Source organism: Tenacibaculum agarivorans (genome assembly GCF_001936575.1).
Taxonomy (GTDB): Bacteria; Bacteroidota; Bacteroidia; order Flavobacteriales; family Flavobacteriaceae; genus Polaribacter; species Polaribacter agarivorans.
In genome coordinates, this window is sequence record NZ_MSMP01000017.1 from 52,520 (window position 1) to 68,455 (window position 15,936).

A 15,936-nucleotide genomic window follows, 5' to 3' on the forward strand; every position below is an offset into this window, starting at 1 on the left:
TACTACTTTTTGTCGTTTACTAATGTTTTTATAGCATTCACTACTGTTCTGGAAAAATACATTCCGACCACGCAAATCGAGAATATTAGCGTAAATGCTGGACGTCTAAAGGTTATAATTTCTGAAACATCTTCAATATCTTTTGATAATTGCTGATTTAAAATCTGAGCTTCTGAACTTACTACGTAAGCTAAGATTAATGAAATGGGTATACTTATGATCAATACAAAAAGTAACCATAACAGCTCTTTTGCCATAATTTTTTTTATGATTTTGACTACTTTTTTTACTTTGCCAAAATCATCTTTCACTGCTTTTTCTTTTGTACTCAAACTACTTTTCACGGTAAATCTTTTTCTTTACGTTCTATGAATTTATCGATGAGATAAAAAGAATATGCCCCTAATAAAAAGCCTATAATTAATAATACACTTCCATCATTAATCCAGTGTAGCATTCTAAAGATTACTACAGTTAATAGTAATACTACACCTGTATAGTATTTCCTTAAGTTAGCATTATTAAAAAAGTTATTTCTGGTGTTTTCTGAAAGCATTGCAATCACAAAACCAACACAAGCAAAAAACAAAACAAAACACATAATATATAATAGTACTGTTTTATAATCTGTTACTTTTACAAGCTTTTTTTCTACTCTATTTATTTTACTATTGGGATCTGTAAGTCCTAATCCATCTACAATTTTAGTTACTACTGTAGGAGAAGATGAAGAAGCATTGGATGATGAATTTGCTGGTTGATTTCCACTTCCACTGGAAACAGTATTATTTTGTTGATTTCCTCCAGTTCCATTACTATTGTTCGTTGTAGTGGTAGAGGACGCGCCTTCCACAGTGGTAGTTTGATCATTACTTAATTTAGGCGCTCCTAATTCTTTATAAATCACTTCCCAAAAATCATTATATCCTCGAGCATACCCTAAAGCCCATATTCCAAGACCACGGAGTTTCTTTTGTTTTATGAGATTAGTTTTTATAGTAAAAGAAGAATCATTTTCGAACCAACATTGTCTGTAGGTATTTTTACTTCCTTTTATTTTATAAACACTATAAGCACTTTTACTTACATCATCTATGTAAACCGCTTCATTTTTTTCAATATTAGATTTAATATAGCTATAAGTTCTGCTTCCTAAATAACTTTTTACTTTCGATTTTAAATCTAAATTTTTGGTTTCCCAGAGACTACCATAGGTAGGTAGAGCTAGAATTATTTTAGAACTAGCAATATGACTGGTATAATAATCTACAGAGTTTGTTAAGTTAAAAGGTTCCCAAGTTTTAGCACTTTCCAAAGGAGCAACTGGTCCAGCAACTTTACTACCTTTTCCGTAGTAATCATATCCCATAATTACAAAACAGTCAATTGCTTTATCTATAGCTTTAAAATCAATAGACTTACTCCAGTTTACATTGGGTACAGAAAGGTAAATCTGGTATTTTTTATTCGCTGCTTTTAAACGATTAGATAAGTTGAGTAAAAAGCTAGTATATTCACTTTTTTCATTTTTAGAGACACCTTCAAAATCAATACAAACTCCATCAGAGTCACGTTTAGCGAGGAGTTTAATGAGATTATCAATAAGTGTATCTATGGCATCAGGGTTTTTTAAGAATTTTTTGTTATTTCTAATTCCAAAATTACTTACAGTAAGTAAAACCCTTTTCCCTTTTTGAGCTTTTATAGAATCTATTAAACCTGTTGTTTCCCAATCATGAGTTGAAATGGGATGTCCAGTTTTAGGATTTACTTCATAAGAGAAATAAGCTACTGTTGAAAGTAAAGAAAAATTGATGTTTTTATAATAATCTTTTTCCCAGTAAGGATACCAACCAAAAACTTCATATTTCAACTTAAAGTCATGTGAACTCTCAAAAAGTTTTGATTCTAGTTTGTCAATTTTAGTGATAAAGGTTGATGACTGTTTGTCTTTTAAAACCTTATGATGTTGGTGAATAAATTTTCGTGCTTGTTTAGCAGAATCGTTATGTTTAAAAAGGCTTTGTAAAAATTTTCCAACTTTCGTTTTCTTCTTTACTTGTTGAGGGGTATCTTGAAATAATACGCCAATATCACCCGCAGAATATGCGTCAATATTCTTAAAAAGAAGCAAAAGAAAAACTAAAAAAGCGTTCCTGTAATTCATTATTAATTATCATTATATATCACAACTCTTAACTTAATATGAATCATGATACATTAGTATAACACAATATATATGTAGAATAATTTCTACAAATAATATTGCTATATGGCTAGATAAAGAATTATGAGGGCAATAAATTCAAGAATTTTCTGAAGTCTTAAATATTATTTGGCTGTAAATCAGGGGCAATTCTATATATATCTAGAAACTCTGAGTAAATATAGTTAAATTTTGAAAAGTTTAGTTAATTCTTGTAGGAGAAATAAGTGAGGAACGTAATTATATATCATATAAAGAGGTTCATTTATCTGAAATATTTCCTAACTAAATCAAAAATTCTATAATAAAAGTAAATCTTATGTCAGAGTGAGGAGGAGGATTAATTATTTAGCTTGCTAATTAAAAAAGAGAAACTCATTTTAGCATGGTTTCTCTTTTTTATTTTATTATTTAAGATTGTAAACTAACTTAAATAGACCTAATATTTACCTCTTTTCTTCGAATATTTATTAGAAGAAACATTCGGAGGTAATTCGTTTTTAGTTTCATTTTTAGAAGCTTGCTTTGTTGTGGTATTAGTACTAGCACAAGCACTTAAAAAGAGAATGATAATTAAGAATGAATAAATTTTTTTCATGCTTCAAATATACAAAAAAGACAAATTTCCATACCTTAAATTATGAATAATTTAATTTAAACACCTTATAATCAAGAATAACAAAAAAACATTTTCTTAATATTTTAACATATGTTAATGTTCGGTTATGTGTATGTGTTGTGGTAACTCAGTGTTTTTTTTATTTAGAAATCAATATGTTATTGGATTTTAGGTAGAATAAATCGTTGTAAAAATGAAGATTTTCATTAAAATAAATTAACTTTACGTTAATATTTTCATATCTTCGACAAGATCTTTTTTTCATAAAATTGTATCGTAACCGATGGATTTCAATTTCCCCATTGAAACTATCACTCCCCTAAAAAATGACTCATGTAACTGAGAACGGCGAAGCCGTATCTCAAAGAGAAAAAAAAGATTATTAACCACTTACTAAAATGTAACTATCAAATGAAAAACGTGCTAACAACTGGCATTTCTCCAATGCTAGACCCAATTAAAGAAAAGAATTCTTCCTAATCTCTATCTAATTTAAAGATTAAGTTACTTAATTCTTTGTACACATGTTTCTCTGAAAACCCTCACTTAAATAAGATTAGTCTTATTTGTCAGAGAAAATAACCAACCAACTTACTAAAAATAAATCTAATGAAAAACTATGCTAACGGCTGGCATGTGCTATATGTCAGGTCTCGTTGGGAAAAGAGGGTATTCCAATCACTAATTGAGATTGGATTAGAAGCTTTTTTACCACAAATAACCAAAATACAACAATGGAGTGATAGAAAAAAGAAGGTAACACAACCATTGCTACCATCTTATGTTTTCGTTTATTTAAACTCGCCAACAGAATTATATAGAGCTCTATCAGTGAGCGGAGCGTGCAAATATATCTGTTTTGGGAAAGATTATGCTAGAGTTACAGAAACGGAAATTGAACGTTTAAAATTTATGATAAACGATGAAAATATTTCAGATATAGAATCCAGTTCACGTGTTCCTAAAATAGGTGAAATTAAACGAATTATGAAAGGACCACTTTGCGATTTTGAATGTGAAGTTTTACGAGTAAATAACCTTAATAAAGTTGTAGTAAGATTAGATTCTTTACAACAGAATTTTATAGCTACTGTACCTACAGATTATTTCTGTGAAGTGGGTGCATATGCCTAGTGGAAATATAAATCATATTACACTATTTTATTTTTGAATAGTGTTTTTTGATTTATTTTTTACCAATAATTTATAAAATAAATAAGCAATAGAGATAGTATTAAAAGATCTACTTCAAAAAAACAAAGATGAGATAAAGTTATTTTTACTAAGGATATGATTGTAACTTTTTGATTGCTTTTGGAGCTGTTTATTATGAGGGAATATTCATGTTCCAATTGCTGTTGAAAGTAAATAATATAAATTCTCATTCTTTTGCGTAAGTGGTTAGCTTTTTGTTGTAACTTATCTGTTGATGGTATCTCTATTACTTAAAATGTTATTTAAATCTTACTTGAGAAGAATTGGATAAAGTCTCATAGAAAAATAAGAAGATTAAATACAAATAAAAAACACGTTATTATTGGTTTCATGACTGCTAATACAAGCATGAGATATAATTAAATTTTAGAAGCGAATGCATCTAAAACTAATAATATAAATTAAAATATAGCCTAATGGAGGTTTTAAAATTTGGCGGTAGTTCAGTAAGTTCTGAAGAATCGTTAAAGAATATGATAAAGATAATTGGAGAATATGATTTGAATAATGAACCTCTAATTATCGTTGTTTCTGCATTAAAAGGAATAACAAATGAACTTGTTAAGTTAACAGGTTTACTCGCAAATAAAGATCAAGAGTACGTAAAGACAATTGCTTTTATATTTGAAAAACATAAAAGTTTTATACATACTATTTTTGAAGATGAACCTTTCGATTTGTTCAGGAAAATAAAGCAAATTGAAAATGATCTTGTAGTTTATGTATCATCTGTGCTAAAGTCAGGTAGACTATCAGACAAAAACTATGATAAAATTGTAAGCTTTGGAGAGTTGTTTTCTGCTCAAATTATAACAGCATATCTAAAAAGTAATGGATTTGATTTTTGTTTTAAAGATGCCAAAGATCTTATTATAACTGACGATTCATTTTCAAGTGCTAAAGTGAATTGGGATTTAACTACATTAATAACTAAATCTTTCTTCAGTGAAAGTAAAAAAAGTTGTGTGGTTTCAGGATTTATAGCCCGTTCCATTTATGGAGATACTACTACTTTAGGTAGAGGAGGCTCAGACTATACAGCTACAGTTTTAGGGGCTATTTTAAAAGCAGATAAAATAACTAAGTGGACAGATGTGAATGGTATTATGACTGCAGACCCGAACAAAGTTGTAAAAGCAACTCCGCTCGAAAATATTACATTTGATGAACTTAAAAACTTATCTAAATTTGGTTCCAATGTACTGGTGCATCCAGATTCTATTAACGAATTATCTAAGCACAATATTCCTTTTTTAATTCGAAATACATTCAATCGAAATTTTACGGGTACTCAAGTATTAAATCAGAATATTTCATCAAAAAGAGCATTATCATTACATGAATCTTGTGTTTTAGTAGGTTTTGAAAGAACATTTGGTATTCCAAAAGAATTAATGAAGGAAATCATTGATAAAAACTATTTGTTTTTTAGGGTAAAACGACCAGAGAATAAAGAAAAAACATATTATGTAGTATCTGATGAATGTGTAAGCTTTTTTAATGCTAATACAGAAGATTTAAGCCCTAATGTAGATGTAATTGATGAAAATATAGTGTTAGTAACTATTACAGGCGAAAACATGAAGAAAAAGAAGGAATTAAAGCAAATAAAGAAAGTTCTCGAAGGTAATAAAATAGGAGTATTAGGTTTTAGACGTTTTTATAATTCTATTTCTCTAATCTTAGGTAAAAAGGACTTTGAATTAGCAATGGTACTCATTCATGAAGAGATAACTAAAATTACTTCAGAATTGGAAAGTAAAATGGAAATAATTTAATGGACGAATTGTCCTTAATCTAGTTTTTGTATTAAAAATAAAACATCGCTAATATTGCGATGTTTTATTTTATAAACTATTTGCGTTAAGCTTTCATGATTGCCTTTTTTGCCATTCCCAAGCAGATTTTAAGGCTTCATCTAACGTTTTTTCTGTTTTCCAGTTTAATTCACTTTGTGCCTTTGTTGTATCGGCATAAGCGGCAGTTACATCACCTTCTCTTCGTCCAACAATTTGGTAGTTTAATTCTTGTTGTGTTACATTTTCAAAAGCATGTATTATTTCAAGTACAGAACTACCTTTACCTGTACCAACATTAAAATATTCGAACTTTTGATTGTTTTTTTTATCAAGTAACCTTTGTAAAGCTGCAATGTGTGCCTTGGCTAGGTCTACTACATGAATATAATCTCTAATTGCTGTACCATCAGGGGTATTATAATCATTTCCAAATACAGAAAGCTGTTTTCGAATACCAGCAGCAGTTTGTGTAATGTATGGAATCAAATTTTGAGGTACTCCCAAGGGTAATTCTCCTATCTTAATACTTTCATGTGCTCCAATAGGGTTAAAATAACGCAAGGCTATAGCGTTTAAATGATCTGCCTTACAAGTATCCTTAATAATTTCTTCTCCTATCTGTTTGGTATTACCGTAAGGAGATTCAGCAGGTTTAACAGGAGAATTTTCTGTAATAGGAAGTTCACTTGCTTGTCCATAAACTGTACAAGAAGAGCTAAAAATAAAATTAGAGATATTATGATCTCTCATCTCTTGTAATAAATAAACCAATGAATTGATGTTGTTTTCGTAATATTCTAAAGGTTTTTCAACACTCTCACCTACTGCTTTAGAAGCTGCAAAATGAATGATTCCATCAATTAAATTGGTATTGAAAAAATGATTGACATCTTTTTTATTACGTAGATCTAAGTTGAAAAATTCAGGTTTTTGAGATGTGATTTTTTCAATATTATCTAGAACTTCAATTTTTGAATTTAATAAATTATCTATGATGACCACTTCAAAGCCTGCTTCTTGAAGCTCTACAACAGTATGTGAGCCAATAAATCCTAATCCACCTGTCACTAGAATTTTCTTCATTTTTAAATATGTTTTATAGTAATTACTGATTTGAATTTTTATATAAAAAATTAAGCCTAAAAACTTAGGCTTAATTCTCTTTTGATATCAGTGTATGACATTCAAAATTTATACAAATAAAAACTTAAAGGTTCTTTGTTTTAAGGGCGTAAATTAACTTTTCTTAAAGTTAAATCGTCCATAAAGAATTTCAAAGGTTGTGGGTTGAATTCATTAAATCCTCTAATTAAAAGTTTAGCATCTGTTGTTGTATTAGATGTAAATATTAAACTTTGATATACCCATTCTCCTGTTGGAAATGTATCATTAAAGAAAACAATTCCTAATTCTTGGAAAGGAGGGTCAGCGAAAAATCTAATTTCTGGTAAAAATTGAGAAGGATCACTATTTCCTAAACTTTCTACATAAACCCAAAACCCTAATTCATATGATTGTCCTTGTACTGTTGGTATAGTTGCAGACCCACTATTTAAAATCATACCTCCGTTAGGTTGGTACTCAACCATTAGGCTACTAGATCCTGTTTTTGCTCTTGTAGATGAAACATCACGATTGTACATACCCCATAATCCTCCCCAGCCATTATCTGGCCACTCACTATCTATATTGGTGCTATTTTCGAAACTGTAATCTAATGTCGTTGACTCTAATACATTTTCAATTCTTTCAAAACCAACAACTGCTTCAGAAATAGCATCAGCTTTTACTTGATCAGTAGTTGATAATAAACCAGGAGTATAAGATACTTTAGCGGTATCATCTCTGTATACAGTTTCATTTAAAGTAATTAAGACTACATTTGGAGCACTAGGATCAATAGAGATGTCAGTAATATTAACAGGAATCATCATTCCGTTGTTTTCTAAGCTAACAGTGAAATTACTAGAGTCAACTGTAGTTATATCCATGTCTCGACTAAATTCTAATCCAATTTTACCATCACGTTCGTTAACAGCGTCTAAAGTAACGGGCTCAGTAGAAGGAATTACTTTAATTAAGTTTTTGTAAAAGATTGTATCGGAACCAGCAGGACGATTTCTACTTGCAATGAATTTAAGATCATGGACTCCTAAACTTCTATAGGTTACATCTACATCTATATCTGGTCCATTGAAAGTTTCTGGAGTAGCTCCATTAAATGTCCAGTCAAAAGTATTAGGTTGACCTTCTACAGTATAAGAGAAGCGTACTTTTTTACTTGCAGTAACTTCATTTTCTACATTATCTGCAATAGTTAATGGGGCACCTAGGGTACCATCATCATTTAAAAGATGTGCTGTTAAACCAAGCTTTACTTCTGATAATACATTAACAACAATAGTGGTATCAGCTGTATTAGAACCAGTACTTGTTCCATTGGCAAAAACATCACCTTTAAAAGTTTGATTTAAAGTTACATTATAAGTACCTGGTGTGTTAAAAAAGGCTTTAACAATTTTATTTGTAGAGGTTTTATCATTATCAGATTTGTCTATATCTACAACATTGTCAGGAAAAGTCCATAATCTAGAGACTACACCAGCAGAAGCGTCTGCAAAATCAATATCTGCGTTTACATTTACGTTGTTATTAAAGTCCATCTCAGAAGTGAAAACAGATCTTTGATTAGGCTCTATCACTACTGTTTCTTCCTTGTCGCACTGAACAAAACAAGTGCCAGCTAAAGAGAGAATCAGTATTGTAATAATATTTTTTAATTTAATTTTTCTCATTGTTTTTAATTAATAAGATTACCATTTGATTGTACTTCACCAGTTGGAATTGGAAGATAATCGTGTTGACTTGGCGTATAAGAGCTATTCGCAACCATAAAGTCAGGTCTAATTCTTTCTATAATGAACAAAGGAGCAACACCTCCATTACTAACTTGTAAAACAGTTTCCTTATTAGTTTCTCTCCATACTTCATCTGCAGCTAGTTCATTAAATACCTCTGCAACAATCCCCCATCTTACTAAATCATTCCATCTTTGTCCTTCAAAACATAATTCAGAAGGTCTTTCTACTCTTCGTAAATGCGTCATAACATTCTCAGATGTTGGACTTACCATAGGTTGTGATCCATGAACTTGAATACTAACATGTAGTTGTGGGAACATTCCTCCATTATTTGTAATATAGTTATTAAGAGGAATTACACCTGCTCTAGATCGTACTCTGTCGATATATTCAATAGCGGTATTAACATCACCATTTAATTCTAATACAGCTTCAGCATACATTAAAAAGACATCTGCAAGTCTAATGTGTCTAAAATTAATCCCCGATCTACCACTAAATTCAACAGCATCTTCTTGATCTTTATGATACCAATTTGAATGCTTTTTAATATATGCACTTTGTCCGAATCCCCAACCTGGTTTATCTAAAAAAGGGCGATTGTAGTACTCTCCTTCACCATTTCTTGGTGCAATAGTGGCTGTTAGTCTTTTAGAATGTATATTCGTGTCATTTACTGAACTGCTTGGGTCAATCACATCGTTGATTAACATTTCGTGTAAATAATAAGATGCTAATACAGTATTAAATGCATTAAAGCTTAATTGTCCTGTTGCAGTAGATAAAGTTGAAGCTTCAGCACCAACACCACCTGGGAAATCGTCTACTGCACCTCCACCTATACCAGGAGCTAACTCGTCATTATAAACTACTTCAAAAATAGATTCAGAGTTGAACTCGGTATCATGTCTAAAGTTATCCATAATTTCTGGAGTTAAAGAGTATAATCCTGAATCAATAACTTCTTTAAAATTAGAAGCTGCCATGCCCCAGTCTTCTTCATATAAATATACCTTACCTAGTAATGATGTAGCTGCTCCCCAAGTAACACGACCTAAATCTTGATCAGACCATGTTTGTGGTAAATTAGATTTAGCAAATTCTAAATCAGGTTTAATTACTGTCTCTGTAATTTCTTGGATAGTAGATAGGTCTTTATTAAATTCACCAGCAGCAGGAACAGTTGTATGTATTATACCTTGTCCATAAGTATGTGCTATTTGAAAATAAAAGAAGGCTCTTAAAAAGCGTGCTTGAGCTTCTATTTCAGTTTTACTATTACCATTAAAAGTAACACTAGAATCAGCTGATAAAAGTTGATTAATTACTTGATTTGCTCTAAATACACCAATATATAGCTCATTCCATTTGTCTGTAACATAGAAAGTTCCATCATTAAATGTTAAATTTCTAAACTGTAAAGGTCTATACCAAGGTTCTGTACCTGCAATATCACCTCTTACCATTTGATGTTGTAATAATCCTCCGCTTATCGATTGGAATTGTAAAGCGCCATATACGGTAGTTAATGCAGCATTAAATTGTTCTTGAGTTTTCCAAAAAGTATCCTCTGTTATAGCATTTGGGTTGACTTCTTTTAGAAACTCTTCTTCATCACAACTAACCAAAGTTACTACTAAGAAAAGAAGTGATAATAGGCTTATTTTTTTAAGATTTTTCATGATAAATTATTTTTTAAAAACTTAATTGAACACCTACAGAAAATTGACGAGAAACAGGATAGTCTCCACGATCAACTCCTCTAGTAAAGATTCCATCACCACCAACTTCAGGATCGAAACCTGTATATCGGGTAAATGTAAAGGGGTTAACAGATGATAAATACAATCTAGCTTTATCTACTCCTTGGATATTAGGAATTGTATACCCAAGTGTAATATTTCTTATTCTCCAATATGTACCATCTTCTAAAAAGAAATCTGATCTTGCTCTAACATTATTATGAAAAGCACTAATTCTATCAGTAGGAATATCAGAATTAGGGTTTTGAGGTGACCACATATTAAATAAATCTCTATGTCTACCTTGACCATAAGCATGTAGTTTAGCTCCATTATAAATTTCAGCACCTTGTGAATAGAAATTTTGTACGTATAAATCAAAGTTCTTATACTCAAAGTTAAAATCTAAACCAACTTCAAAATCTGCTTGACCAGAACCTTTATAAACACGGTCATTATCATCTATATTATTATCACCATTTTGATCTACAAACATTAAATCTCCTAACTGAGCACTACCATCTATAGGTAAATAAGCATCCAGCTGTTCTTGTGTTTTAATAACTCCAGCATTTTCAACTAAGAAAAATGCCCCAGCTTCTCTACCAACTGCTAAGAAAGTAGTAAAATCAATATTAGGTCCTTGTGATACAATTGGTCTAGCATTTGCAAATCCTCTTTGTATTCCATTTAAATTGGTAACTGTATTTCTATTACGACTAAAAGTAGAAGAAATGTTGTACTTTAAACCAAAATTAGTTTCATCTTTGTAAGATAAAGCAAATTCAATCCCTTTATTAATCATATCTCCGGCATTAATTACTAATACATCAAAGACACCTGCACCACCGCCTGGTTGAGCTGTTCCTGATGAAGGAGGAAGTCTTTGCTCTAAAAGCATATCTTCTCTTCCATTTTCGTAATAATCAGCAGTAAATGAAAGCTTATTATCAAAAAACGTTGCGTCTAAACCTATGTTTTTAGATATGGTAGTTTCCCAACGAATATTTTCATCAACAAAACGTCTTTGAGAAAACCCAAAATTCAAACTTTCATTGGGACCAAAAGGATAATTTACACCCGATTCGATTACAGGTGAAAATGCGTAGTTAGGAATATTTTGATTACCAACTTCTGCCCAGCTTCCTCTAATCTTTAAACTGTTTACAAAGTTTACATTCTTGAAAAATTCTTCTTCATGAATATTCCAACCTGCTGATAGTCCAAAAAAGTTTCCAAACCTATTCTTAGGAGCAAATCTTGAAGATCCATCTCTTCTGTAACTTGCAGAAAAAAGATATCTATCATCATAATTGTATTGCATTCTCACTAATTTACCAGCCAAAGTATTTCTTTGAATTACTTCTCTAGGTCTTGTAGCTTCAGCACCTGCACTTAATACCTGAACATCATTGCTTGCATTCTCATCAAAAATAACACCTGTAGCGATATCTTGACTTTGTTGTTCTTCATATGATATTACCCCGGTAAAATTTAAGTTATGCTTACCAAAATTAGTTTTATAGTTAAGTATACCTTCAATAGTTTCTCTTGAGTTGAAAATTAAAAATCTATCTAGTAAAGCATTAATTCTCGATGCAGTAGGATTTAATTGACCGCTAAAATCAAAAACTTTATATTGAGGTCTAAACCACTTTCTTCTAAAATCCCAAGTGTTTCTACCTAAATTTAATTTTATATCTAAGCCTTTTGCTAATTCATATCCTAAGTTAGCGGCTATATTAGTTGAATTAATTTCCCTCTCATCTATATTAGTTAAGTTTCTCGATAAATTACTAAATAGTATGGCATTCCTAACAGGAATAGAAACTGTGTTTTGTCCAATACTTGTAACGTCACTCAAACTAGGTTGCCATGGGTTTTGAGCCACTGCAAATTCATATAGCGCAAAAGGTTCTTGTTCTCTGTCTTCTTGCGTAATACCAACAGATGCAAAAGCTCTAAACTTTCCTTTTTTGTAATCTGCGGTTAATCTATTAGCAATTCTCCTAAAACTAGATTGGATAATCACACCTTTTTGATCAAAATAAGAACTATTTAAATTAACTTTTAAATTGTCTGTTCCACCATTTAAGTTTAAACTAAGGCTTTGTACTAAGGCATTATTGTTTTGAATATCACCTACAAAATCAGAATTAAAATCTAATGCATTAGGGTTAAAAAAGAATACCAATGGTTCTTGACCAATAGCATCTAACCTAGTGTCTTCAGCAAATAACTGTTGTGTTGTATTCATTAAAGGAGTTCCAGAAGTAATGTTTTGAATACCGGTATAGGCATTAAAATCAATTGTCATTCTTCCATTTTTCCCTTTTTTAGTAGTGATCAAAATAACACCATTTGAAGCTCTAACTCCATATACAGAAGCAGAAGCACCATCTTTTAAGATATCAATAGATTCAATTTGTTCAGGTGCAATATTTGGATTATCGGTAAAAGGTACACCATCAACAACATATAATGGACCTAATGCTCCAGGGTTTACAGAGCCTAATCCTCTAATTTGAATATTTGCAGATTCACCTGGTCTTCCACTAGATGCTTGAATATTCACTCCGGCTACTTTACCTTGTAGAGCAGTTCCCAAGTCCGGTACAGCTAATTTTGTAATACTTTCAGCTTTAACATTAGCTACAGCACCAGTCACTTCTTTTTTTCGTTGCGTACCATACCCTACAATTACAACCTCATTTAAAATATTATTATCTACATCTAAAGTTATATTTAAATTGTCTTTTGGTTCAGTTATTAAAATTTCTTTTTTCTTATATCCGACAAAGGAGAAAATTAAAATAGTGTTTGTATTCACCTTGATTTCATAGAAACCATCAAAATCAGTTTCAACTCCTTGACCTGTCCCTTTTACAATTACGTTTGCTCCCGGTAAGGGATTTTGTTGCTCATCTATTACTTGACCTTTTACAGTTACTGTTTGTGCATTTACATAGCCAAAAGCGAGTAAAAAAATCAATGTAATTAACGATTTTTTAAAATGCAAACATCGCAATATTACATCCATATTTTTGTTGTTTTATTAGTTATCATTGTCAAATATTGTTAAATTAAGAATCGTAACATAAAATGTGCACTAGATAAAAACTTGACAAAATCGTTTTAGTAACGTGAAACCCGCATTTTTAGGCAATAATTGCGTCAAAATACATTTACGATTAACTAATATTAAGTTCTTATTTTTTTAACATTATAATTTATTATGAAGAATTTTTAAAGTGTTTTTTTGATTATTTGTCAATTTTAAGATAACGGATTCTATCACTTTTTAGAGGCAATTATTTAAATATACATCTTTTGATTTATTCCATATAATGTATTCTCATTTTGGGGTGGAATTTAAATATTAAATTATAATTTCTTCATTCAATTATTGATGCAAAAATAATATTGATTTTTGAAAAATTAATATTGTCTTTTAATCTATGGTAAAAGTTAGTGTTGTTTCGTTTAGATATGTTTCATTTGGTTTCAATAAAGTTGAAGGAAAATGAGGGTTATTTGGAGTGTCAGGATATTTTTGAGTTTCGAAACAAATTGCGGGGTAGTTTGAGTACTCGGTTTTCTTACTTAAATTTAAATGATTAAAATTAAATGGAGTATAAATAACTACTGCAGGCTGATTGGTGGTAACCATCATTGTAATACCTGTTTCTTCAGAATATAATATAATGTTGTTATTATTCTGATTAAAAATAAAAGTATCATCTAAGCCATTAAATGCACCGTCATTAATAAATTTTAAATCTCTGTAATCATATTTAGTATTCTGCACTTTTAATATGTTACCTGTTGGAATGAGGTGTTTGTTTACTTCAAGCCGTTTATCACAATGCAATTGTAATTGATGGTCTAATATAGAATTCCCTCCATTTAAGTTATAATAACTATGATTAGTGATATTTACATGCGTTTTTTTATCGCTAGTAGCAGAATAGTTAATTTTAACTTGGTTTTCGTCAGTTACTATATATGTAGCATTTAAAACTAAATTACCAGGAAAACCTTCTTCTAAATGTTTGCTTGTGTAAGAAAAAGTAACTTTAGATATATGTCCATCGTCTTCTATAATTTCAATGATATTCCAGTTTTTTCTATCAAAACCATTGATTCCACCATGCAAGTGAACTCCATTCTCATCATGAGGCAATTCATATGTGTTTTGATCAATTGTAAATGATTTATTAGAAATTCTACCTGCATACCTGCCAACGGTACTACCTAAGTATATCCTTTCATTTAAATAAGCCTGATTAAAATATTCTTTTTCATCCTTTAGACTAAGGACAACGTTGGTGAATTGATGATGCTTATTAGGTACTTTTAAACTTATTATAGTAGCACCAAAAGAGCTAACGAGTAACTCCATTCCATGCTTATTTGTTAATCTAACCGATGATGGAATGGTTGAATTTAATTTTTTAGAATTCATTTTATAAAGTAGACTGTCTTTTTATGAAATCAGTTTTTAAAATTTTATGAGTGAAGTTTTCTGGGGTTTCAGCATTTATAGTTTCTATTCGATGTATTAATGTGTCGAATGCTTGTTTTCCCATTTGTTCTTCATTTTGATTTATAATAGATAAAGAAGGAGTTGTATATTTTGGAATAATTCCATCTGTAAACCCTATAACAGATATGTCCTTTGGAATATTAAAACCGTTTTCTTGTATGATTTTGAGTGCGCAAATGGCAGATAATTGATCTGAAGTAATGATAGCATCAATAGTATAGTTATTCAAATGATCTTTTAAAATAGCGTCAAATTTATCATAACTAGGGACTTTTATAACTAAACTATTTTCTACTCCAAGCTCTTCTAACGTTTTAAGGTAGCCCTCAACGCGTAATTTACCAACACTTGTTTGAGATATTGTAGATAAGAAAGCGATATTTTTACAACCTCTTTGATGTAAATGTATAGTTGCTTCTTTAGTGGCTCCAAAATCATCAATGGTAATTTTATCACACTCAATTTCATCGCAAACTCTATCAAACATGACTACGGGTAATTTTTTTTGATTGAAGTTCTTTAAGTGCGAATATTCTTGTGAATCTTGTGTCTCTTGTGATAAAGAAATAATTATTCCATCTACACTACCATTCAATAAAATAGAAACACCTTCTATTTCTTTTTCTATAGTATCGTTAGATAGACTGATTAAAATTTTATAGTTTTTTTTAGTGGCTTCATCTTCAATCGCTCGAATGACTTTGGCAAAAAAATCACTTTCAATATTAGGTAAAATAACTCCTATGCGTTTGGTTGCGTTAGACTTTAAACTCCTCGCAATATCATTAGGAACATAATTTAATGATCTTGCTACTCTTACTACATTATTTTTAGTTTCCTGACTAATTTCATGACTATCACTTAATGCTTTGGAAACTGTAGAGGTAGAAACATTTAAAATGGCAGCAATATCTTTTAATGTAACTTGATTACTCATTAGTTAGAGAT

11 protein-coding genes are annotated in these 15,936 nt (G+C 30.5%); 2 read left to right on the forward strand and 9 right to left on the reverse strand.

The genetic code is table 11. The features are described from left to right. Positions 1-2 precede the first annotated feature (2 nt). The 3 genes from BVC87_RS13800 to BVC87_RS23430 all read right to left on the reverse strand — a co-directional run bounded on the left by BVC87_RS13800 (position 3) and on the right by BVC87_RS23430 (position 2,804). On the reverse strand, positions 3-344 hold the full coding sequence (locus BVC87_RS13800; protein ID WP_075342976.1) for a hypothetical protein: 342 nt from the start codon (positions 342-344) through the stop codon (positions 3-5). Further along, entirely contained in the window at positions 341-2,167 is a 1,827-nt protein-coding gene (locus BVC87_RS13805) for a glycosyl hydrolase family 18 protein (protein WP_075342977.1), read from the reverse strand. Before BVC87_RS13805 ends, BVC87_RS13800 begins: the two co-directional genes overlap by 4 nt. A 478-nt stretch (positions 2,168-2,645) precedes the next feature. Continuing rightward, on the reverse strand, positions 2,646-2,804 hold the full coding sequence (locus tag BVC87_RS23430; RefSeq protein WP_159439362.1) for a putative periplasmic lipoprotein: 159 nt from the start codon (positions 2,802-2,804) through the stop codon (positions 2,646-2,648). A gap of 630 nt (positions 2,805-3,434) precedes the next feature. Between BVC87_RS23430 and BVC87_RS13810 the strand changes: the two genes are divergently transcribed. Together BVC87_RS13810 and BVC87_RS13815 are read left to right on the forward strand one after the other, a co-directional pair. Next, positions 3,435-3,959, forward strand: a complete 525-nt coding sequence (locus BVC87_RS13810; protein WP_075342978.1) for a UpxY family transcription antiterminator — start codon at positions 3,435-3,437, stop codon at positions 3,957-3,959. Positions 3,960-4,456: 497 nt separating this feature from the next. Next, a complete protein-coding gene (locus BVC87_RS13815; RefSeq protein WP_075342979.1) occupies positions 4,457-5,818 on the forward strand; it encodes an aspartate kinase in 1,362 nt (453 codons plus the stop codon). A gap of 93 nt (positions 5,819-5,911) precedes the next feature. Here BVC87_RS13815 and galE read toward each other — a convergent pair whose 3' ends face one another. From galE to BVC87_RS13845, 6 genes are all read right to left on the reverse strand, one after another. After that, positions 5,912-6,922 (reverse strand): UDP-glucose 4-epimerase GalE, encoded by a 1,011-nt coding sequence (gene galE, locus BVC87_RS13820; RefSeq protein WP_075342980.1) that lies wholly within the window; start codon positions 6,920-6,922, stop codon positions 5,912-5,914. A gap of 140 nt (positions 6,923-7,062) precedes the next feature. Next, positions 7,063-8,634, reverse strand: coding sequence for a hypothetical protein (locus tag BVC87_RS13825; RefSeq protein ID WP_075342981.1), 1,572 nt, complete (start codon positions 8,632-8,634; stop codon positions 7,063-7,065). A gap of 5 nt (positions 8,635-8,639) precedes the next feature. Then, positions 8,640-10,382: a RagB/SusD family nutrient uptake outer membrane protein gene (locus tag BVC87_RS13830; RefSeq protein WP_075342982.1), complete on the reverse strand. Its 1,743-nt coding sequence runs from the start codon at positions 10,380-10,382 to the stop codon at positions 8,640-8,642. A gap of 13 nt (positions 10,383-10,395) precedes the next feature. Next, positions 10,396-13,482: a SusC/RagA family TonB-linked outer membrane protein gene (locus BVC87_RS13835; protein WP_075342983.1), complete on the reverse strand. Its 3,087-nt coding sequence runs from the start codon at positions 13,480-13,482 to the stop codon at positions 10,396-10,398. Between the two features lie 411 nt (positions 13,483-13,893). Further along, complete coding sequence (locus BVC87_RS13840; RefSeq protein WP_075342984.1) at positions 13,894-14,907, reverse strand: aldose epimerase family protein; 1,014 nt, start codon at positions 14,905-14,907, stop codon at positions 13,894-13,896. A 1-nt stretch (position 14,908) separates the two neighbouring features. Further along, the gene (locus tag BVC87_RS13845) at positions 14,909-15,925 is read right to left on the reverse strand and encodes a LacI family DNA-binding transcriptional regulator (RefSeq protein ID WP_075342985.1); all 1,017 of its coding nucleotides are present in this window, start codon (positions 15,923-15,925) and stop codon (positions 14,909-14,911) included. Positions 15,926-15,936: the final 11 nt, after the last annotated feature.